This window comes from Paenibacillus sp. FW126-R14 (genome assembly GCF_058789495.1).
On the sequence record NZ_JBYTBS010000011.1, the window covers coordinates 1 to 18,916 of the forward strand.

Sequence of the window (18,916 nt, forward strand, 5' to 3'; positions counted from 1 at the left end):
CCCCCAAACAACACCGCCCGCACAATATCCCCAGCTCCCAAACAATACCGCTTACGTAACAGCCCTAGCATCCAAACAACACCGCTTACGCCACAGCCCCCGCCCCAAACAACACCACGCACACAATATCCCCAGCCTCAAGCAACATCGCCCAAGCAACAGCCCCTACCCTGCATCGGATCGACCCGCATTTTGTAGATAGCACAGAAAATAGTGTTTGAAGGCATAATCAATGTTCGAAGAATACAAAATTTACTTTGCATGGAAACAAATGTTCGATATAATATAAATATAGGAACTAACGTTCGTTCGCGTTTGGGGGTATATCCGTGAATTTATATGTTTTTGAATCTGTGGTGGACTCTTTCGTAACTGAGGAAGATTGTGAGCGATTTTTGATGAAAAAACGTTGGGAAGATGGCTTTTGCTGTCCGAAATGCGACCATCATTTATTTTATAAAGTAAAAACTCGAAATTTATTGGAGTGTAAAGAATGCCGTACTCAAATATCTCTAACGGCTGGGACCGTTATGCACAAGTCCAAATTGCCCTTGATGCTGTGGTTTAAAGCTATACGAGCACTAATTCAAGCAGAAGAGACTTATACTATTGGATCGTTTGCGAGCCTGTTGAACGTAAATTATCGGACTGCTAAGTTAATGTTGGAGAAAATCCATCAAGCATTAACTAAGGAGTATAGACGTATAAGTACAGTTCAAGAAAGTTCGAGCAAAAAAATCACGAGTTTCTGCAAATTTATTTTCGTAAATTCGAAGAACATCAAGTATGATGAGGAAATTTTGTTTAGGAAGTGGATGAATGCTTTCTTATCCGTATATTTATATCCCGTATATTTAAGGTACTACCAATTGTTCTAGTACAGATTTAAAAATGCCTTACCGCGGGATTGCGCGATAAGGCATTGAATGAAAGTTTTCGTTACTCAACAATCAAAGTTGATTTCATATTTGCATGGCCACTTCCGCACATGATTGAGCATGTAATAGGAAATGAGCCCGTTTTGTCTGGGGTAAAAGTAAACGTTTTGTTGCTGTTATCCAGCTTTACATTGAATTCTTTGATCGATGCACCGTGAACGCCTTGAGAGTTATCAAGTGTAATTGTAACAGGCTGACCTTTTTTAACGCGGTATTCAGCTTGATCAAATTTGAAGTTAGTTGCTTTCAAAGCAATATTTTGACCATCGGCAGCTTGTGTTGTTGTGGCAGGAGCCGTTGTTTCTGCGGGTTTTGCTTCTTTGCTTCCGCATGCTGTAATCGCAATGACTATGGCAACTCCCATTAATAGAATGAGTAGTTTTCTCATGCTTAGGATACCCTCCGATATATAAAATGTATTTGTTTTCCTCTTAATTGTACATTACTCATTTAGAAAAATCAGTGACAAACTAGTGAAAGAGGTTTCAATGTTGCGAACAAAGAAAAGATCGGCCCGGCGAATGGATACGCAGCAGACCGATCTTTTTTGGGCTTTATCATGGATATCAGGGGGAAGACTGATAAGGTTATCGACGTTCTTCTCTTCCTGTGATCCCTTGTTCAAAAGGGGTTTTCACAGGGATGAACAAGTCGATTATTCCAATGACTAAAGCGGCTAAAATCGCACCTATAACACTCGTCGATACATTGCTTACGACAAACTGGGCCGCCCAAATAACTAGTGCGCTTACCAGAAAGCCTACGATTCCTCTGCCAAAGGGAGTGATCTGTTTGCCGAAAACTCCTTCGATGATCCAAGCAGCAACGGCAATGACCAATGCAAGGAAAAACGCACTCCAGAATCCTCCGACCCGAAAGCCTGGAACTAACCAGCTCACAAACATTAATACCAAAGCAGATACAATAAACCTAACCAGATGTCCTAGAAGATGCATTCAAGAACCTCCTTTTTCTGCTATGAGAATAGTTCTCTCACAACTAGAAAGATGATTTTTTGTTGAATTTTGCTTGGTGTGTTATACATTTATTTCGATTCCTTTGGCAGAAGGAACAGGTGCACAACTTAGTGTATCCACCTGTCGAACAGATTATGGTAGGTAGCATCTTCCATATAACAATTGTCTCCGTAGCTAATCATACCTGATTTGGTTTATAATAAGGGGTAGAAATGAGGTTGGGACAGTTGAACAAGAAAATAATTAAAACTCTAGAATACGAAAAGATTTTACATAAACTAGCTCATCATGCGGCTACTTCCCTTGGCAAGGATGCTGCTCAGAAGCTTGAACCAAACGGCGACTTTGAACTTGTTAAGCTTCGTCTCCAAGCAACCGATGAAGCAGTCAATGTGGAACGTTTAAAGGGTAACGCACCATTTGGCGGTATAAGGGATATAAGAGCAGCTTTGCACCGTGCCAGAATTGGAGGCATGTTAAATCCGACGGAATTGTTGGATATTTCCACGACGATGTTTGGAACCCGCAGGCTCAAACGATTTGTTTTAGCCGTTCACGAAGAGTATTCGATTCCGATGCTCAAGGAACAGGTTGAATTGCTTACAGAGAATAAGCCATTAGAAGATAGAATTAATAGCTGCATCGATGAGAATGCAGTTGTAATTGACAGCGCCAGCCCTGAACTTGGACGTGTGCGCAGCGAACTGCGTACAGGTGAAAGCAGGGTGCGCGAGCGTCTCGAGCAAATGCTCCGCAATTCGTCCGTGCAGAAAATGCTTCAGGATGTGTTGATCACTATTCGCAACGACCGGTATGTAATTCCTGTTAAAGCCGAATACCGGTCGAATTTTGGCGGGATGATTCATGACCAATCGGCTTCGGGTGCTACGCTGTATATTGAACCGGATGCCATTGTACAACTGAATAATAAGATTCGTGAGCTTAAGTTTAAGGAAGAAGCTGAAATTGAGAAGATTTTGCGTGCTCTCACCGAGCTTGTCGCTGAGCAGGTAGATGTTCTTGTTTATGATGTGGATCAGTTGGCTGACTTGGATTTTACGTTTGCCAAAGCAGGGCTGGCCAGGGAACTGAAAGCTACAATGCCTAGGCTGAATGACCGCGGATTCATTAAAATTAAACGAGGCCGGCATCCGCTTATCGCGGCGGATATTGTTGTGCCGCTGGATTTGGAATTAGGTAATGATTTCTCGCAAATCATTGTGACGGGACCGAATACGGGAGGCAAAACAGTGTCTCTCAAAACGGTAGGTCTTTTAAGTTTGATGGCCATGTCAGGCTTGTTTGTTCCCGCGGAAGAAGGCAGTCAGCTATGTGTATTTGATGCCATTTATGCGGATATTGGGGATGAGCAGAGCATTGAGCAAAATTTAAGTACGTTTTCAAGTCATATGACGAATATCATCAGCATATTACGGGATATGACGCCTAAGAGCTTAGTTCTGCTTGATGAACTCGGTGCAGGTACGGATCCTGCCGAAGGATCAGCTTTGGCGATCTCCATACTGGACTATATCCATCAAATAGGTTGCCGAATCATTGCAACAACCCATTATTCAGAACTCAAGGCTTATGCATACCAAACGCGAGGCACAATTAACGCGAGTATGGAATTTGATATACAAACGCTAAGTCCCACCTACCGTTTGCTTGTTGGTGTACCCGGACGAAGCAATGCATTTGCTATTGCGGAAAGACTTGGTCTGTCACGCCGCATTATTGAGCATGCGCGCACGCAAGTAGGCGAAGAAGAAAAACGCGTGGAATCGATGATCGCGTCTCTCGAAGAGAACCGATTGGTCGCCGAAGCGGAACGCGAGAGCGCCGAGAGGCTGCGGCGCGAGGCGGAAGCGATGCGCAAAGCCCTGGAGGCGCAGCAACTCAAGTTCGACGAGCAGCGCGATAAGCTGCTCGAGAAAGCCGAGCGCGACGCGCGCGAGGCTGTCACCAAGGCGCGGCGCGAGGCGGACGAAGTCATCGCTGAATTGCGGCGCATGGCGCAGGAAGAAGCCGGCGGGGTCAAGGACCACCGGCTGGTTGAAGCGAAGCGCCGCCTCGATCAGGCGGCGCCTGAACTGCGCGAGAAGCAGGTTCGCGCAGCGAAGAAACGGCCAGAGCGAATCGAGGCCGGGGATGAAGTGCGTGTCGTGAGCCTTGGTCAGAAGGGTCACGTTGTTGAGATCGTTAGCTCCACGGAAGCAACCGTGCAGCTTGGGATTATGAAAATGAAGGTCGAGTTGTCCAATCTCGAGAAAATCGGCAGCCCTGCTCAGAAAAAGTCTGTCCATCAAGTGGCGACTACCGTCAAACGGACAAGGGATGACAGCGTTCGGATGGAACTGGATATGCGCGGGCTGAACATGGAGGAAGCGTTAGTTGAGGCAGACCGCTTCCTTGACGAATCTTTCCTGAGCAATTTGGGCCAAGTGTATTTGATTCATGGCAAAGGAACAGGTGTGCTGCGCACAGGCATGCAGGAATATTTGCGCCGTCACAAACACGTGAAAAGTTACCGGATGGGGAACTACAACGAAGGCGGAGCCGGGGTTACCGTTGTCGAATTGAAATGACTTCTAATTTTTTTTCAAAATTTTTGAAACTCAAGCTTGGGGTTTGCGTATTTAATGAGTGTAAGCACCGGTGATTAGAAAAGAAAACGCAACACCAATTATAAAAAAAAGTTAAATTTTGGGAGGATTTCAAAATGGGAATTTTTAAAAGACTTCGTGACATGACAATGGCTTCGATTAATGATCTGCTGGACAAAGCGGAAGACCCGGTTAAAATGTTAAATCAGTTTTTGCGTGACATGGAAGAAGATATTTTGGAAGCAGAATCTGCCGTAGCTAAGCAAATTGCCATCGAGAAGAAATTCAAGCTTCAGGTTGAAGAAGCGGAAGAAATGGTGACCAAACGCACAGAGCAAGCGATGAAAGCTCTTGAAGCAGGCAATGAAGATTTGGCCCGCCGCGCGTTGGAAGATAAGAAAGAGCACCAAGGCCGTTATGATGAATTGAAACGCCAATATGATCTTGCCAAAACAAATGCGGATCAGCTTCGCGGTCAATTGTCCGAGATGAAAGACGAATTCAACAAAATGAAAAACAAGAAAGATTTGTTGATTGCGCGCGCGGAAACGGCGAAAGCACAAAAGCAAATCAATCAAGCGATGTCTGGTTTTGGTACGGACAATGCAGCTAAGGGCTTTGACCGCATGAGCGAGAAAGTGCTTCAAATGGAAGCAGAAGCGCAAGCAAGCGGTGAGATTCGCGCTAAGAACCGCAGCTTGGACGACGAACTTGACGGACTTGGTGCTGGTAAAAGCGCCATTGACGATGAATTGGCAGCGATGAAAGCAAAGCTTGCTGAAAAAAAACAATCTTAATGATATACTAATAGCACCTGCGAGAGACTGAGCCAACTCAGTCTCTTCTACCGTATATAGGGATCTTTAAACGATGTTTAATTTCTCTGAATGGAAGGAAGGCAGGAGACGATATGAATGAAGAGGTGGATGTGTTGCTGAGTAATCCGTATTTATCGACGCTTGCTTTTTTTGCCGTTGCGGTCATCGCGCTTGTGGTCTTTTTAACGATTTTTGAAATGGTCACTAAATATGATGATTGGGCTGAGATCAAAAAAGGCAACCTCTCTGTCGCCATGGCGACAGGCGGGAAGATTTTTGGGATTTGTAACTTGTTCCGGTTTGCTATTTTGAACAATGACACCATGATTCATTCTCTCATTTGGGCAGGCTTCGGATTTTTGTTGCTGCTGGTTGCCTACTTTATTTTTGAGTTTTTGACGCCTTATTTTAAAATTGATGATGAAATCAAAAAAGATAACCGCGCTGTAGGTTTCCTGTCCATGATGCTATCCGGCTCCCTTTCTTATGTAGTGGGCGCTTGTGTAACTTAGAATCATACATATTTCTTGGAGGCTTGAACATGAAATACCTGTGGGGCACCTTGTTTGCCATTGCATTTGTATTTATGGCGGCAGGGATATATTATTTAATGAAATTTGCTTGAATGCGATAGATGGAGGATTATGTAATGAGTGCGAACGAAGAAGTTGTTTGTCCTTGGTGTCAAACGGAAATTGTATGGGATCCTGAGATTGGACCTGAGGATGAATGTCCACATTGCTTTAACGAGTTGAATGATTATCGCAGTATTGACTTGAAGGTGAAGCTGACAGGTCAGCCGCTGCGCTTCCAAGACCAGGAATATCCCGATGCCGATGAAGATCTGTCTTTAGCATGGGATGACTCGGATGAGCCGCTTGATAAGTACGGGGAAAAGGTGCAGCATATCACTGACGAGCAGGAAGAAGCGCCTGAGTGTTCCAGCTGTCATGAATTGCTGCTGCTTGCCGGGAATGAGGTCGTGAGCGAGAGCTCCTTCACGCCGAAAATCCCCAAAACGTTGGGAAGTGCCTTCCTGACAGGCCCTTTCACGGTGAATGTGTATGTTTGTCCTTCCTGTTTTAAAGTTGAGAAAATCTTATCGGATACAGACCGTTTACTTATGGTCGAACGCATTAAATCGGAGTAAGCAGACAACCGAGTCCTTAAGGGATTCGGTTTTTTGTATGGAAAAACCTCATATTTTCACTCGATTGGGGAAGCTTAACTAGAGCTATTTCTTATCCACGGGGAAAGGCGAGGAGAAGTATGCAAAACGATCATCATATGCAGGGAACGCATCCCGGTAAAGCAAGTGAGAGCAAGAGAAGCAATTATTTTGAAGGCCGCGGTAAACAACCTGTTCAGGACAGCAAGTCGCATAAAAAAGGCCGTTTGGATGCACAGGCGATTCTTTTGCTTATCGTTCATACGCTATTTGGCAGCGCTAATGCCTTATCGGGGACTTTCGTCGGGGTTTATTTGTGGAAGGCGAAAAATGACTACGCTTTAATCGGGTGGTTTACATTAGCAACCCATTTAACGATGGCCGTCACCTTCTGGTTAGCAGGGAAATGGGTGAAGGAGCATAATAAAATGAATTGTCTGCGCATAGGTGTCGCCGTTTCGGCACTTTTTTATATGCTGGTTTTGTGGCTGGGCGCAAATAGTTTTCATTATTTCGTTTGGCTGGGCATCGTGCAAGGAATTTCTGCAGGGTTGTTCTGGGTTGCCTTTAATGTTGTTTATTTTGAAGTTACGGACCCTGACAATCGCGATCGATTCAACGGCTCTGTAGGACTGCTCGGATCAGGCGCAGGCATCATCGCCCCATGGATTTCGGGGCTGCTTATCGTTAGCTTGGGGGATGTTGCAGGCTACCGATTGATCTTTTCAATCTCGCTAGGGATCTTTCTGTTAGGTGTTATCATAAGCTTTTTTTTGAAAAAGAGAAAAGTTCAAGGGAAGTACGAGTGGATGTTCCCCATTCGAAGCCTTCGGCAAGCGGAAACACCATGGAAGCGCGTAAGCTTGGCTTTGGTCTTTCAAGGAGTACGGGAAGGCGTCTTCGGCTTTATGATTGCGCTGCTCGTCTATATTTCCACTTCGAGCGAAGCGAGCTTAGGAAATTTTGTGCTGATGACCTCGGCCGTGTCGCTTGTCAGTTTTTGGGCAGCAGGCCGGTTTATTAAGCCGCGTTTTCGCAATGTTAGTATGTTGATCGGTGCGGCTATGGTGGTGGCGATTATTGTTCCTTTTTTCTGGAAGATGAGTTACAGCACTTTGCTTATTTTTGGTTTAGGGTCTGCACTCTTCTTCCCGATGTACTCCGTGCCTATGGTTTCAGCCGTATTCGATCTGATTGGCTCGACGGAAGAAAGCGCCAAGCAAAGGGAGGAGTATATCGTGCTCCGTGAGCTTGCTTTGAATGTTGGCAGGGTCTGCGGCGTTCTTTTGTTTATTATTGTGATTTCTTGGAGCAAGGCGCCATGGGTTATTAATATGCTTTTGTTGTTGATTGGCAGCTCCACGCTTTTTAGTTGGTATTTTATGAAAAGGCAGCTCTCCGTATTTAAATCTTGACATCTCAGGATCTTCCCGATAAAAATGTGAATAGAGTTTGTAATGGGAAGAGGAGGGGGCAACCCTTGATGCATAAAAAAATGGTGAACAGCATCACAGAGCTGATCGGCGATACGCCTGCGGTACGTATTAACCGCCTGGTTGAGCCTGGCGATGCGGAATTGTATGTGAAGCTTGAGTATTTTAACCCAAGCGGCAGTGTGAAAGACCGTGCAGCATTTAATTTAATCGAGCAGGCGGAGAAAGACGGGCAGCTCCGCCCCGGGGCGACGATTATTGAGCCGACGAGCGGCAATACAGGGATTGGCTTGGCGATGAATGCCGCAGCCAAAGGCTATAAAGCGATTCTCATCATGCCGGATAATATGACGAAAGAACGAATCAATCTGCTCAAGGCTTATGGGGCAGAGGTCGTGCTTACTCCAGCCGCACTGCGGATGCCTGGCGCTATCGCCAAAGCGAAAGAGCTGAGGGATCAAATCCCGAACAGCTATATCCCTCAGCAGTTCGAGAATCCGGCGAATCCGAGCATTCACCGGGTCACGACGGCTCCTGAGATTTTGGAGCAAATGGAAGGTCGTCTGGATGCCTTCGTCGCAACCTCAGGCACCGGCGGAACGATCACCGGAACGGGCGAGGCGCTCCGTGAGAAGCTGCCGGATATTCAGATTTATGTGGTGGAGCCTAAAGGTTCTCCTGTATTATCCGGAGGAAGTCCAGGCCCTCACAAGCTTGTGGGGACGAGCCCGGGCTTCGTGCCGGCTATTTTGAACACAAGTGTCTACGATCATATCGTTCAGGTGGCCGATGACGATGCCATTCGAACAATGAGGGACTTGGCCAGCAAAGAAGGCATCCTCGTGGGCCCTTCTGCCGGCGCGTCGGTTTGGACGGGGCTGCAGGTTGCCCGCAAGCTGGGAGCGGGGAAAAGGGTGCTCTGCATCGCACCGGATACAGGTGAAAGATATTTGAGTATGGACCTTTTTGAGTAATTGACATGCTGGAAATACGGCCAATGGGATGTAATCATCCTTGATGCCGTATTTTTTTCTGTTTTACAAGAAAAATGTTGAATAAAAATTCATGGTTGAGTATAATTATAGAAGTAATAACACGTGTTTAGAAAGGTGGATTATCTTGAAATTAGCTTATATTAATGCATATCCGGAAAATGAACAATTACATGAGTTTATACAAACATATACAAATGAATGCATAAAAACCGGAGCGAAAAACCAAGTGAACTGGGACAGTCTCCAAACCCAATATGTGATTTCAGTTTACGATGAAGATACGCTCGTCGGAATCGGCTGCTTGGCCATGGAGCCCAGCATTCATGTGCGTCCTGCGTATGAACATCGTGAAATCGAGCATATGGTGTCCAAATTGTTGAAAGCCGAATCCAAGTTTGGTATCGTTCACGCGCAATCCTAACCCGTTACATTTATGAAGCTGCCTCGTCTCAGGCGGCTTTTTTGGTTTTTTCGCGGGAAACTTCGATTATACACAAATTATCTGAAAATTAGGTGAGCGGAGTAATTGAATTAGGACAGCAATTCATTGTAAGATTAAAGGATGAACGAATACGATTACAGAAAGGTTGGTTAACCATGGATGCTTTGAAGCTTAAAATTCTCGAACTACTGAAAGAAGACGCCCGCCGGAGTGCGGAACTCATCGCCACAATGCTAGGAACGGCGGAGGACGAGGTGGCGCGAGCGATAAGCGAGATGGAAGCGGATAAGGTCATCGTCAAGTACGCCACAGTCGTAAATTGGAGCAAAGTGGATGACGAAAAGGTTACTGCCCTGATTGAAGTGCAAATTACGCCTGAACGCGGACGCGGGTTCGACGCAATTGCGGAACGGATTTACTTATATCCAGAGGTCAAGTCCGTGTATCTTATGTCGGGCGCATATGATTTACTTGTTGAAGTGGAAGGCCATTCCCTTAAACAAGTCGCTTCTTTCGTATCTAACAAACTATCGCCGATTGATCGCGTGCTTTCAACCAAAACGAATTTTATCTTAAAAAAATACAAACAAGACGGCATCATTTTCGAGGATCAAGCAGATGATCATCGGATGCTGGTCTCTCCGTAAGGAAGAGGTATCGCCATGATCAAAAATGAGACAATTATAGAGCCGAGCAAAGTAAAATCGATGCAGGAGTATCTTGCACCTGCCGTACGTGAAATGAAGCCTTCAGGCATTCGGAAGTTTTTTGATTTGGTAAACAACAGCAAGGATGATATTATTTCTCTCGGCGTTGGCGAACCGGACTTCTCTACCCCGTGGCACGTCCGTGAGGCTGCGGTGTATTCCTTGGAGCGTGGCAGAACCAAATATACGCCAAACTCAGGTATTCCTGAGCTTCGTGAAGCCATTGCCGAATATTTGCATACGTCATTTAAGGTGAAATATGAGCCGTCGAACGAAGTCTTAGTGACCGTCGGGGGCAGCGAAGCGATTGACTTGGCCCTGCGTGCCTTGGTCACTCAGGGAGACGAGATTTTGATTCCGGAGCCTTGCTATATTTCATACTCGCCAATTACAAGTATTAGCGGAGGTGTTCCCGTCGGAATCGAAACCTTCGCTAAGGATCAATTCAAGCTAACGGAGAAGGCGCTTCGCGATGCGATTACGCCGCGTTCCAAAATTTTAATTCTGTGCTATCCGAGCAATCCGACAGGCGGTATCATGACTTATGAGGACTGGCTGCCGATTGCTAAAGTGGTGGAAGAGAACGATCTTATCGTCATTTCGGATGAAATTTATGCGGAATTGACTTATGGCCAGAAACATGTGAGCTTTGCGGCTGTTCCCGGTATGAAGGACCGTACGATTTTGGTTAGCGGGTTCTCCAAAGCTTTTGCGATGACAGGCTGGAGAATGGGCTATGCCTGCGGTCATCAAGAAATTATTTCGGCTATGACCAAAATCCATCAATATACCGTCATGTGCGCACCGGTTATGGGTCAGGTTGCCGCGCATGAAGCTTTGACGAATGGTTTGGAAGAGAAAGACCGCATGATAGAGTCTTATAATCAACGGAGACGTTTGGTGGTCAAGGGTTTTCGCGACATCGGACTTGAGTGTCATGAACCACAAGGAGCTTTCTATGCATTCCCAAGTATTAGCGCTACAGGGCTAACTTCAGATGAATTTGCCCAGAGGCTTTTGTTCGAAGCTAAAGTCGCTGCCGTACCGGGAGATGTCTTTGGATTAGGCGGAGAAGGCTTCCTGCGCTGCTCTTATGCCTACAGCGTTTCTCAACTGAATGAAGCACTGGAGAGAATCGGAAAATTTCTGAGAAAATTGTAATTCTACTCTAAAAATCTATGTTCATTATGGCTGAAAGCTGGTATTCTTGTAGTAAGGAGGGATGAGCATGGCTTTTTTGGAATACCAACTATCTACCTATCGAAAACATATGCAAATTAATGAACAAGATTTCGGACAACGTTGGTTGACTAAGCATGCTAAGAGACGTAACTCCCTGAACTTACTGGAAGAAGAGATACATTCTCTGCGGCGCAGGCTGGAGCAGATGGTTCTTGACGGGGAAGAAATGACATCGGATTCCGTCGTAGAACTCAGTACGATACTTGATCTCAAAATAAATGAATATATGAATGATGGAAAGAAAAGTCGGTGAAAACCGGCTTTTCTCGCGACTATCGATATATTTAGATCATACGGAGGTACTTTTACAACATGAAATTGAAATTGCTGTTGGTAATGCTGATGTCGACGCTTATGGTGCTGCTGGCGGGGTGCGGCGGACCGAAGCCGGATGTGTCTATATTTGTTATGGGTCAAAATGGTTTCCCGAGCGACGCAGGAGAGAAGCTTGAGGCGTCGTTAAAATCGAAGATCGGTGAGACTCCTACCATCAAGCTGAATACATCGCCTATTTTCTCTATGGAGAAAATGATCGTCGAGCTGGCGGCAGGAGGCAACGGCATCTTTATTTTGGCGGACGAGCAGTTCAAGGGATTGAGCAGCCAAGCTGGATTCGTTTCTTTGGACGAAACGATCAAGCCTGAGGATTACCCGGACGGGGTCATCGAAATTGCAGAAGAGGGCAAGCCTGCAGAGAAGCATCTGTATGGAATTCCGCTCGCAGGAAACAAGTGGATGAAGGAACAAGGCTTTGAAGGCAAAGGGCTTGTTGCTTTCATTCCTGTCAATGCGCCGAAGCTGGAAGAAGCAAAGCAAGTGCTTAAAGTGATTGCACAAAAGTAGCAAGACGTCTATAATCGACAAATAGATTGAGTGTCCAATATACAGCCATTGGTGCCGGCAAACGAATTCAGCAAACGCGCGAGTGTTTCGAACCATTTGCCGCTTAAAAGGGAAGCCGGTTAAAGTCCGGCGCGGTCCCGCCACTGTAATCCGGAAGGTCAAATTTTGCCGGAAAGTCAGGATACCTGCCATGGTGCCGTTACGACATCCTTCGAGGAAAAGGATCGCGTTAAATCAGGAAGTGACCGGCAGGTTGCTGAACGCCGCGATTTATCGTCCCCTTTGTTCCTTAGGAGCAGAGGGGCTTTTTATTAGGATCAATCGAAATAAAATACGGTGAGAGAGAGGCTGCATCATGCAAATGCAAAAAAAATGGATGAAGAAAGCACTAATCCTGACGGTCGCCTTAACAACAGCCGTCAGCTTAGCGGCATGCGGTAAGAAAGAAGCGGAGATTACGAATCCGTCCAAGCTTGGCGGAGAGGGGACGAAAGCGCCTAGCGCAACAACAGCGCCTGCTCCTGCAAAAAAGACGGCCTATCCGTTGAAAGTTAAGGATGCAACAGGCAAAGAGTTCACTTTTGACAAAGCGCCAGAGCGGATTGCGTCTGTTTCCCCGGCAGAAACGGAAGCTTTGTTTGCCCTTGGATTAGATGCTAATATCGTAGGCGTATCTGATTTTGACGATTATCCCGAAGCAGCGAAGTCGAAGCCGAAACTAGGCAGTATCACAAAGCCTAACCAGGAAGCTTTAATCGCCACCAATGCAAGTATCGTATTCACAGGTGTCTCGATGAAAGCTGACACGGTGGAGAAGCTGCGTCAAATGAATATCAACGTGTTTAAAGTGGAGCCCAAAACGTTGGATGACGCAATGGCGAACATTGAAACGTACGGTTTAATTACAGATCGTCAGGAACAAGCGGAGAAAGTGGTCGCTAAGATGAAGGCGGACCGCCAGAAAGTTGTTAATGCGGTGAAAGACGTGAGGCAGGAAAATAAGAAAAAAGTTTATATTGAATTCAGCCCGGGCTGGACGGTCGGCAGCGGCGAATTCATGGATGAGTTGATCAAGTTATCCGGGGGCATTAATGTAGCAGGCGACGGAAAAGGCTGGTACCAAATCAGCGAAGAGAAAATCATTGCGCAAAACCCGGCTGTCATTCTGTTCGCGAACGGAGTTGTCGATAGCAAAAGCAAGAAGCCGCTGGATGAAATCATTCGTACAAGAAGCGGTTGGGATGCTATTGATGCTGTGAAAAATAAGCAGGTGGTCGGCTTAGATCAGAACATGCTCAGCCGTCCTGGACCGAGACTGACGGATGGACTGCTGGAAATGGCGAAAGGCATTTATCCCGAACTGGTGAAATAAATGAAAAGAAAACTAATGCTGTGGGGAGGAGTAGGAGGTATACTCCTTCTTCTTTCTATTTTGGCAAGTTTATCGGTGGGGACAGCCAATCTCCCAGTTCTTCAAATTGCGGGCATTCTGGGTAAACATATACCATGGATAGGTGACTATATCGATGCCAGTTGGCAGCAATCGGCGGAGCAGATCATCAATAAAGTGCGTTTCCCGCGCGTGCTGCTCGGAATTCTCGTAGGGGCGTCCCTCTCTGTGGCGGGTGCTGCCTTCCAGGGCGTTCTGCGGAATCCGCTTGCTGATCCTTATGCACTCGGTGTTTCTTCCGGCGCATCGGTTGGAGCGGCATTTTTAATCTATTTCGGACTGCAGATGGCTTGGTTTGGCCAGTGGTCTATTCCGATTGTTGCGTTTGTCACGGGACTCCTGTCACTGTTCTTGGTTCTTAGGCTGGCTCAAATCGACGGAAAGTTGAAGATGGAGACGCTTATTTTGTCAGGTGTCGTCATGCAGGCTTTTCTTGGCGCGATCGTATCCTTCATGGTGTCCATTTCCAAACAAGTCATCAATGAAATTATTTTTTGGCTAATGGGCAGCTTGGCCATGCGGGGATGGCCGTACATCACGATTATTTCGCCTTACTTGATTATAGGCTTAGTTGTACTGCTTAGTTATGCACGATCTTTGAATTTACTGGCGCTGGGAGAGCGGCAGGCCGCCCATCTTGGGGTGAATGTAGAACGAACAAAGTTGATAGTGCTCATTGTCGCTACCTTCATCACGGCAGCAGCTGTATCCGTAGCCGGGGTCATCGGTTTTGTCGGACTTATCGTTCCGCATTTGGTGCGTCTGCTGGTGGGTCCGGATTATCGTCTTATTATTCCGTTATCTGCGATTGGCGGCGGTATCTATGTTTTGTGGGCGGATACGCTTGCTCGTACGCTGCTTAGTCCGACGGAGATTCCCCTCGGTGTCATAACGGCGTTTTTGGGCGCTCCGTTCTTTGCTTATTTGCTTCATAAGGATAAGAAAACGTTAAGAGGTTGAACAAGATGATTAAAGTGGAGCAGCTTTCTCAAAGTTTTCATGAACGTCAAGTACTTGATAATTTGAGCTTTGAGGTCAAACACGGTGAGTTTTTTGGCATTATAGGGCCTAATGGAAGCGGGAAATCGACGCTGCTTCGCCTTCTTTCCGGGATTGATGCGGTAAAAAGAGGATCGGTCCTGCTGGATGACCGGCCTGCATCTTCCTATTCGCGAAAAGAACTGGCTAGATGGCTGGCTGTTCTGCAGCAAGATGCTTTGCCGCCAGTTGGCTTTACCATTCGTGAAGTTGTGGAAATGGGCCGCTACCCCTTCCAGAATTGGCTTGGCGAGGATACGGCCGAGGCTGAGCAATTAATTGAGGGGATCATCCGGAAGCTGCATTTGGAACCGCTCGTGGAACGTACGATTGAGCGTCTCAGCGGCGGAGAGCGGCAGCGGGTAGCGCTTGCTAAAGTGATGGCTCAGCAGCCGCGCTTGCTGATGCTGGATGAGCCTACGACTTTTCTGGACATCGGATATCAAGTGCAAATGATGGACTACATTCGGGAATGGCAGCGCGAATCGCAGCTAACGGTTGTAGCTGTCCTGCACGATTTGAATTTGGCAGCCCAATATTGCACCAGACTGATGGTGGTACATAACGGTATGCTGGCAGCGATAGGAACGCCCCATGAGATCATTACCAGCAAGCTGATTACAGAGGTCTACGGAACAGAGCCTATTGTTCTGCAACACCCTGTCAACCAAGCGCCACAAATTTTATTGCAGCCTGAAAAGTACGAATAAGCAATGGAGGAATGAAATGTGAGCAACTTGCAAGCTATAATTGACGCTATCGAACCCATTCATGCAGAGAAGGTAAATGAAGCGAACCATCATTTGAATCAATTAACCAAACCTCAGGGCAGCCTAGGGAAATTGGAAGATATTGCGCGTCAAGTTGCCGGGATTACCGGAGAGGTCAAGCCTGTTTTTGATAAAAAAGCGGTCATTGTGATGGCTGGCGACCATGGCGTTTGCGAAGAAGGCATCAGCGCGTTCCCGGCGGAAGTTACGCCGCAGATGGTGCTGAACTTCCTTCATGGCGGTGCGGCGGTTAACGTACTTGCCAGACACGCGGGAGCAGACGTAGTATGCGTGGACATGGGAGTCAATGCAGATTTGGAACACACGCATCTGGTGTCGCGCAAGGTCAGGAAAGGATCTCGCAACATGGCGCGTGAAGCGGCATTGACGCTGGAAGAAGCGGTACAAGCCATAGAAACGGGCGTGCAAATTGTGGATGAGCTGGCGGAGAAGGGGTACCGTCTCTTCGCTACCGGCGAGATGGGGATTGGCAATACAACGGCCAGCGCAGCCATGTTATGCGCGCTGGCAGGCGTAGACGCCGAAATATCCGTAGGCCGCGGAACAGGCATTGACGATGCCAAGATGCTGCACAAGCAAGCGGTCGTCAACAGGGCATTGGACGTGAACGGGCTGCGCCCGGCGAAGGACAATGCGGCGGACCGCTCAAGCGGAGACTACGCGCTTGAGGTATTGAGCAAAGTCGGCGGATTGGAGATCGCCGGACTGGTAGGCGTGATTCTTGGCGCAGCGAAGAATCGTTGCCCGGTTGTCGTCGACGGCTACATCTCGTCGGCGGCGGCGCTCGTGGCGAGCCGGTTGGCGCCGCTAAGCGCGCCGTACATGCTCGCCTCGCACTTATCGCAGGAGCAGGGGCATGTGAAGATGCTCGAGGCTGTCGGCCTCTCTGCGATGCTGCAGATGGATATGCGCCTGGGCGAAGGAACAGGCGCGGTGCTTGTCTTTAACTTGATCGAGGCCGCAGGCAAGATCATGAGAGAGATGGCGACATTCGAAAGCGCAGGCGTGTCGCGAGAGTAGGCAGCAGGGAAGGAGGCGAAGGCGCCATGGCGGTTTTGGTAACGGGCGGCGCGCGCAGCGGCAAAAGTTCGTTCGCCGAGAAGCTTGCGATGCAGAGCAGCGAGCGGGGGATTTATATCGCGACCTCCCACATCTACGATGAGGAAATGAGGGAGCGGGTTGGTCTGCACCGGCAGACGAGGCTCAACTCCGGGTATCCGTGGGATACCCGGGAGGAGCCGTTCCGGCTGTGCGGGCTCTTGAACCAACTGGACGAGAGCGGCGAGGAGGCCGTTGTGTTGGTCGATTGCTTAACGCTCTGGTTAAGCAACTGGCTGCTCCGGTATGAAGGAGAAGAGAATGCTTCAGCGCTGGTTATGGATTGTGTCGAGGAGCTGGTAGATACCGTCTCCCGCTACCGCGGACAGCTCATTCTGGTGACGAATGAGGTCGGAGACGGCATTGTGCCGGAATATCCGCTTGGCCGCAGGTTCCGCGACTTGGCGGGGCGGATGAATCAGCGTTTAGCCGAAGTGTGCGAGAGAGTGTTTCTCGTAACGGTCGGTATCCCCATCGAGTTAAAAAGCATTGCATACCGGCTCGGTGAAGGCAAAGGCGAAGGCAAAGTCGGAGGCAAGCAGTCTTAGAAGCATGGAACGGTGATGACTATGTGGATTTATTCCTGGCAGGAGATCGTCAGTATGACGGCTGCTGCCATTGTATTAGATTGGATCATTGGCGATCCGAAATGGCCGACACATCCGGTTATTCTCGTCGGCCGCTGGATACGCTGGATGGAAGGCGCGCTGCGCAAAGAAGGCGATAGCCCGAAAAGGTTGAAGATAAAAGGCGTTCTGCTTGCAACTACTACTGTGATGGTAAGCTTCTGCTGTGTGCTTGTCATCATTCTGGCAGCGCGTGCGGTCAACGAATGGTTGGGCTACGCGGTCAGTACGTGGCTGATTTCAACGACGATTGCCATTAAGGGACTGAAGGATGCCGCTTATCTCGTGTACAATCCGCTGCGCAAAGGCGAACTTGCCGATGCCCGGAAGTACACGGGCTACATCGTTGGCCGTGATACGGATGCGCTCGGCGAAGAAGAACTGACACGCGCGGTCGTCGAGACCGTGGCGGAGAATATCGTGGACGCGGTGATTTCGCCGCTCTTCTACGCGCTGATCGGCGGAGCTCCGCTCGCTATGCTGTACCGGGCATCGAATACGCTGGATTCGATGGTCGGCTACCGAAATGACCGTTACCGTCATTTCGGTTGGGCGTCGGCCCGCTGGGACGACGCTATGAACTGGATTCCGGCCCGGCTGACCGGCCTCCTGCTGATCCTCGTCGCCCTGCTGCAGCGGGGCCTCTCGGCGAAGCGCGCAGCGGCGGCGATTCGCCGCTTCGCGCACCTGCACCCCAGCCCGAACAGCGGAATTCCGGAGTCGGCGGTCGCCGGGGCACTCGGAATTGAGCTTGGCGGGCTGAACGTCTATGGCGGCGTCGCAAGCGAACGCGCCCGTCTGGGCTGGCCGCTGCGTCCGCGGACGCAGCAGGATATCGTCTACGCCGTCAGGATGCTCTACGGCGTCAGCTTTGTAGTGATGGGAGGATTGCTGTGCCTACTGCTCGTATTGTTCTAGATTGGCTGCGTGCTTGCATCGCAGCCTTTCAATTTCTAACCCGTTTGCCGATTCCCGTGCAAATTAATTATACAAACCTAGTCTTCCGGCGCAGCGTGATTTTCTACCCGTTAGCCGGCAGCGTGATCGGTCTTCTGCTGCTCCTGGCAGGAGAAGGGCTGAGCCTGTTTCTGCCCGCACTGCCGGCAGCGGTGCTGCTTCTTGGGCTTTGGATCGTTGCAACAGGCGGCCTGCATCTGGATGGGCTCATGGATACGGCTGACGGTATTCTTAGCCACCGGTCCCGCGAACAAATGCTTGAAATTATGAAGGACAGCCGAGTAGGAGCGATGGGCGTCATCATTGCTGTCCTTCACCTGCTGCTCAAGTTTTCGCTCCTTTATACCTTATTGGAGTTGAAGAACACGGGTGAATCCGATAACGGTCTTATTTTGTTAGCCATCGTTCCGATCTGGAGCCGGTGGTTTATGACAGCGGCTATTCAGCGCTGGCCCTATGCCCGGAAAGAATCGGGGCTGGGCAGCTTTTTCCAAGGCGTGAGCAGAGGACATGTGATCACTTCATTTTTAGTCGCCCTGTTTACAACTACTATTTTCGCTGGATTCGCTTTTACAGGGATCGGCTCGGTTATTTGGCCTGTACTGATCTGTTTTTCCAGCATCACATGGATAGCAGGTTGGTTCATGGCGGCTTACATGAGCCGCAAATTAGGGGGACTTACCGGCGATACGTACGGCGCTTTGAATGAGCTGCTGGAAGCTGTGCTGCTGCTCGGCGTCGTTGTGTTTGCAACACATTTTGCAACTTAGTAAAGAAGGGAGAGGAA

The 18,916-nt window shown here is 48.4% G+C and carries 21 protein-coding genes and 1 riboswitch; of the genes, 19 read left to right on the forward strand and 2 right to left on the reverse strand.

What is annotated here, in order from left to right; genetic code table 11:
- The first annotated feature begins 356 nt into the window (after positions 1-356).
- Entirely contained in the window at positions 357-878 is a 522-nt protein-coding gene (locus AC3WRW_RS10125; RefSeq protein WP_492546299.1) for a transposase, read from the forward strand.
- Between the two features lie 61 nt (positions 879-939).
- Here AC3WRW_RS10125 and AC3WRW_RS10130 read toward each other — a convergent pair whose 3' ends face one another.
- A complete protein-coding gene (locus tag AC3WRW_RS10130) occupies positions 940-1,326 on the reverse strand; it encodes a cupredoxin domain-containing protein (protein ID WP_492546197.1) in 387 nt (128 codons plus the stop codon).
- Positions 1,327-1,525: 199 nt separating this feature from the next.
- Positions 1,526-1,894 carry a phage holin family protein gene (locus tag AC3WRW_RS10135; RefSeq protein WP_492546198.1) on the reverse strand — a complete coding sequence of 123 codons (369 nt, stop codon included), beginning with the start codon at positions 1,892-1,894 and terminating at the stop codon, positions 1,526-1,528.
- A 248-nt stretch (positions 1,895-2,142) separates the two neighbouring features.
- Between AC3WRW_RS10135 and AC3WRW_RS10140 the strand changes: the two genes are divergently transcribed.
- From AC3WRW_RS10140 to cobS, 18 genes are all read left to right on the forward strand, one after another.
- Positions 2,143-4,503 carry an endonuclease MutS2 gene (locus tag AC3WRW_RS10140; protein WP_492546199.1) on the forward strand — a complete coding sequence of 787 codons (2,361 nt, stop codon included), beginning with the start codon at positions 2,143-2,145 and terminating at the stop codon, positions 4,501-4,503.
- A gap of 134 nt (positions 4,504-4,637) precedes the next feature.
- The gene (locus AC3WRW_RS10145; protein WP_492546200.1) at positions 4,638-5,318 is read left to right on the forward strand and encodes a PspA/IM30 family protein; all 681 of its coding nucleotides are present in this window, start codon (positions 4,638-4,640) and stop codon (positions 5,316-5,318) included.
- A 113-nt stretch (positions 5,319-5,431) separates the two neighbouring features.
- Entirely contained in the window at positions 5,432-5,851 is a 420-nt protein-coding gene (locus AC3WRW_RS10150) for a DUF350 domain-containing protein (RefSeq protein ID WP_492546201.1), read from the forward strand.
- A 137-nt stretch (positions 5,852-5,988) separates the two neighbouring features.
- A complete protein-coding gene (locus AC3WRW_RS10155; RefSeq protein WP_492546202.1) occupies positions 5,989-6,489 on the forward strand; it encodes a hypothetical protein in 501 nt (166 codons plus the stop codon).
- A gap of 119 nt (positions 6,490-6,608) precedes the next feature.
- Positions 6,609-7,922, forward strand: coding sequence for an MFS transporter (locus AC3WRW_RS10160; protein ID WP_492546203.1), 1,314 nt, complete (start codon positions 6,609-6,611; stop codon positions 7,920-7,922).
- Between the two features lie 68 nt (positions 7,923-7,990).
- On the forward strand, positions 7,991-8,914 hold the full coding sequence (cysK, locus tag AC3WRW_RS10165; protein WP_492546300.1) for a cysteine synthase A: 924 nt from the start codon (positions 7,991-7,993) through the stop codon (positions 8,912-8,914).
- Between the two features lie 145 nt (positions 8,915-9,059).
- Positions 9,060-9,356: a hypothetical protein gene (locus tag AC3WRW_RS10170; protein WP_492546204.1), complete on the forward strand. Its 297-nt coding sequence runs from the start codon at positions 9,060-9,062 to the stop codon at positions 9,354-9,356.
- A gap of 176 nt (positions 9,357-9,532) precedes the next feature.
- Positions 9,533-10,024, forward strand: a complete 492-nt coding sequence (locus tag AC3WRW_RS10175) for an Lrp/AsnC family transcriptional regulator (RefSeq protein ID WP_127457313.1) — start codon at positions 9,533-9,535, stop codon at positions 10,022-10,024.
- A 15-nt stretch (positions 10,025-10,039) separates the two neighbouring features.
- Positions 10,040-11,245, forward strand: coding sequence for an aminotransferase class I/II-fold pyridoxal phosphate-dependent enzyme (locus tag AC3WRW_RS10180; protein WP_492546205.1), 1,206 nt, complete (start codon positions 10,040-10,042; stop codon positions 11,243-11,245).
- Positions 11,246-11,312: 67 nt separating this feature from the next.
- Positions 11,313-11,579 (forward strand): aspartyl-phosphate phosphatase Spo0E family protein, encoded by a 267-nt coding sequence (locus tag AC3WRW_RS10185; protein WP_492546206.1) that lies wholly within the window; start codon positions 11,313-11,315, stop codon positions 11,577-11,579.
- A gap of 59 nt (positions 11,580-11,638) precedes the next feature.
- Positions 11,639-12,169 (forward strand): hypothetical protein, encoded by a 531-nt coding sequence (locus AC3WRW_RS10190; protein WP_492546207.1) that lies wholly within the window; start codon positions 11,639-11,641, stop codon positions 12,167-12,169.
- Positions 12,170-12,234: 65 nt separating this feature from the next.
- Positions 12,235-12,376: riboswitch (cobalamin riboswitch) on the forward strand.
- Between the two features lie 148 nt (positions 12,377-12,524).
- Positions 12,525-13,541: an ABC transporter substrate-binding protein gene (locus AC3WRW_RS10195; RefSeq protein WP_492546208.1), complete on the forward strand. Its 1,017-nt coding sequence runs from the start codon at positions 12,525-12,527 to the stop codon at positions 13,539-13,541.
- On the forward strand, positions 13,542-14,579 hold the full coding sequence (locus AC3WRW_RS10200; protein ID WP_492546209.1) for a FecCD family ABC transporter permease: 1,038 nt from the start codon (positions 13,542-13,544) through the stop codon (positions 14,577-14,579).
- Between the two features lie 5 nt (positions 14,580-14,584).
- Positions 14,585-15,367 (forward strand): heme ABC transporter ATP-binding protein, encoded by a 783-nt coding sequence (locus AC3WRW_RS10205; RefSeq protein WP_492546210.1) that lies wholly within the window; start codon positions 14,585-14,587, stop codon positions 15,365-15,367.
- Between the two features lie 18 nt (positions 15,368-15,385).
- A complete protein-coding gene (gene cobT / locus AC3WRW_RS10210; protein WP_492546211.1) occupies positions 15,386-16,468 on the forward strand; it encodes a nicotinate-nucleotide--dimethylbenzimidazole phosphoribosyltransferase in 1,083 nt (360 codons plus the stop codon).
- A gap of 26 nt (positions 16,469-16,494) precedes the next feature.
- Positions 16,495-17,094 carry a bifunctional adenosylcobinamide kinase/adenosylcobinamide-phosphate guanylyltransferase gene (gene cobU, locus AC3WRW_RS10215; protein WP_492546212.1) on the forward strand — a complete coding sequence of 200 codons (600 nt, stop codon included), beginning with the start codon at positions 16,495-16,497 and terminating at the stop codon, positions 17,092-17,094.
- 21 nt (positions 17,095-17,115) lie between these two features.
- Entirely contained in the window at positions 17,116-18,090 is a 975-nt protein-coding gene (gene cbiB, locus AC3WRW_RS10220) for an adenosylcobinamide-phosphate synthase CbiB (protein WP_492546301.1), read from the forward strand.
- Entirely contained in the window at positions 18,066-18,899 is an 834-nt protein-coding gene (gene cobS / locus AC3WRW_RS10225; protein ID WP_492546213.1) for an adenosylcobinamide-GDP ribazoletransferase, read from the forward strand. Before cbiB ends, cobS begins: the two co-directional genes overlap by 25 nt.
- Positions 18,900-18,916 lie beyond the last annotated feature (17 nt).

Bases quoted from the DNA above. Each gene is read 5' to 3' on its own strand.
- AC3WRW_RS10130 (WP_492546197.1), bottom strand. From the start codon at position 1,326: ATGAGAAAACTACTCATTCTATTAATGGGAGTTGCCATAGTCATTGCG.
- AC3WRW_RS10135 (WP_492546198.1), bottom strand. From the start codon at position 1,894: ATGCATCTTCTAGGACATCTGGTTAGGTTTATTGTATCTGCTTTGGTA.
- AC3WRW_RS10145 (WP_492546200.1), top strand. From the start codon at position 4,638: ATGGGAATTTTTAAAAGACTTCGTGACATGACAATGGCTTCGATTAAT.
- AC3WRW_RS10150 (WP_492546201.1), top strand. From the start codon at position 5,432: ATGAATGAAGAGGTGGATGTGTTGCTGAGTAATCCGTATTTATCGACG.
- AC3WRW_RS10155 (WP_492546202.1), top strand. From the start codon at position 5,989: ATGAGTGCGAACGAAGAAGTTGTTTGTCCTTGGTGTCAAACGGAAATT.
- AC3WRW_RS10160 (WP_492546203.1), top strand. From the start codon at position 6,609: ATGCAAAACGATCATCATATGCAGGGAACGCATCCCGGTAAAGCAAGT.
- cysK (WP_492546300.1), top strand. From the start codon at position 7,991: ATGCATAAAAAAATGGTGAACAGCATCACAGAGCTGATCGGCGATACG.
- AC3WRW_RS10175 (WP_127457313.1), top strand. From the start codon at position 9,533: ATGGATGCTTTGAAGCTTAAAATTCTCGAACTACTGAAAGAAGACGCC.
- AC3WRW_RS10180 (WP_492546205.1), top strand. From the start codon at position 10,040: ATGATCAAAAATGAGACAATTATAGAGCCGAGCAAAGTAAAATCGATG.
- AC3WRW_RS10185 (WP_492546206.1), top strand. From the start codon at position 11,313: ATGGCTTTTTTGGAATACCAACTATCTACCTATCGAAAACATATGCAA.
- AC3WRW_RS10190 (WP_492546207.1), top strand. From the start codon at position 11,639: ATGAAATTGAAATTGCTGTTGGTAATGCTGATGTCGACGCTTATGGTG.
- AC3WRW_RS10195 (WP_492546208.1), top strand. From the start codon at position 12,525: ATGCAAATGCAAAAAAAATGGATGAAGAAAGCACTAATCCTGACGGTC.
- AC3WRW_RS10200 (WP_492546209.1), top strand. From the start codon at position 13,542: ATGAAAAGAAAACTAATGCTGTGGGGAGGAGTAGGAGGTATACTCCTT.
- AC3WRW_RS10205 (WP_492546210.1), top strand. From the start codon at position 14,585: ATGATTAAAGTGGAGCAGCTTTCTCAAAGTTTTCATGAACGTCAAGTA.
- cobU (WP_492546212.1), top strand. From the start codon at position 16,495: ATGGCGGTTTTGGTAACGGGCGGCGCGCGCAGCGGCAAAAGTTCGTTC.
- cbiB (WP_492546301.1), top strand. From the start codon at position 17,116: ATGTGGATTTATTCCTGGCAGGAGATCGTCAGTATGACGGCTGCTGCC.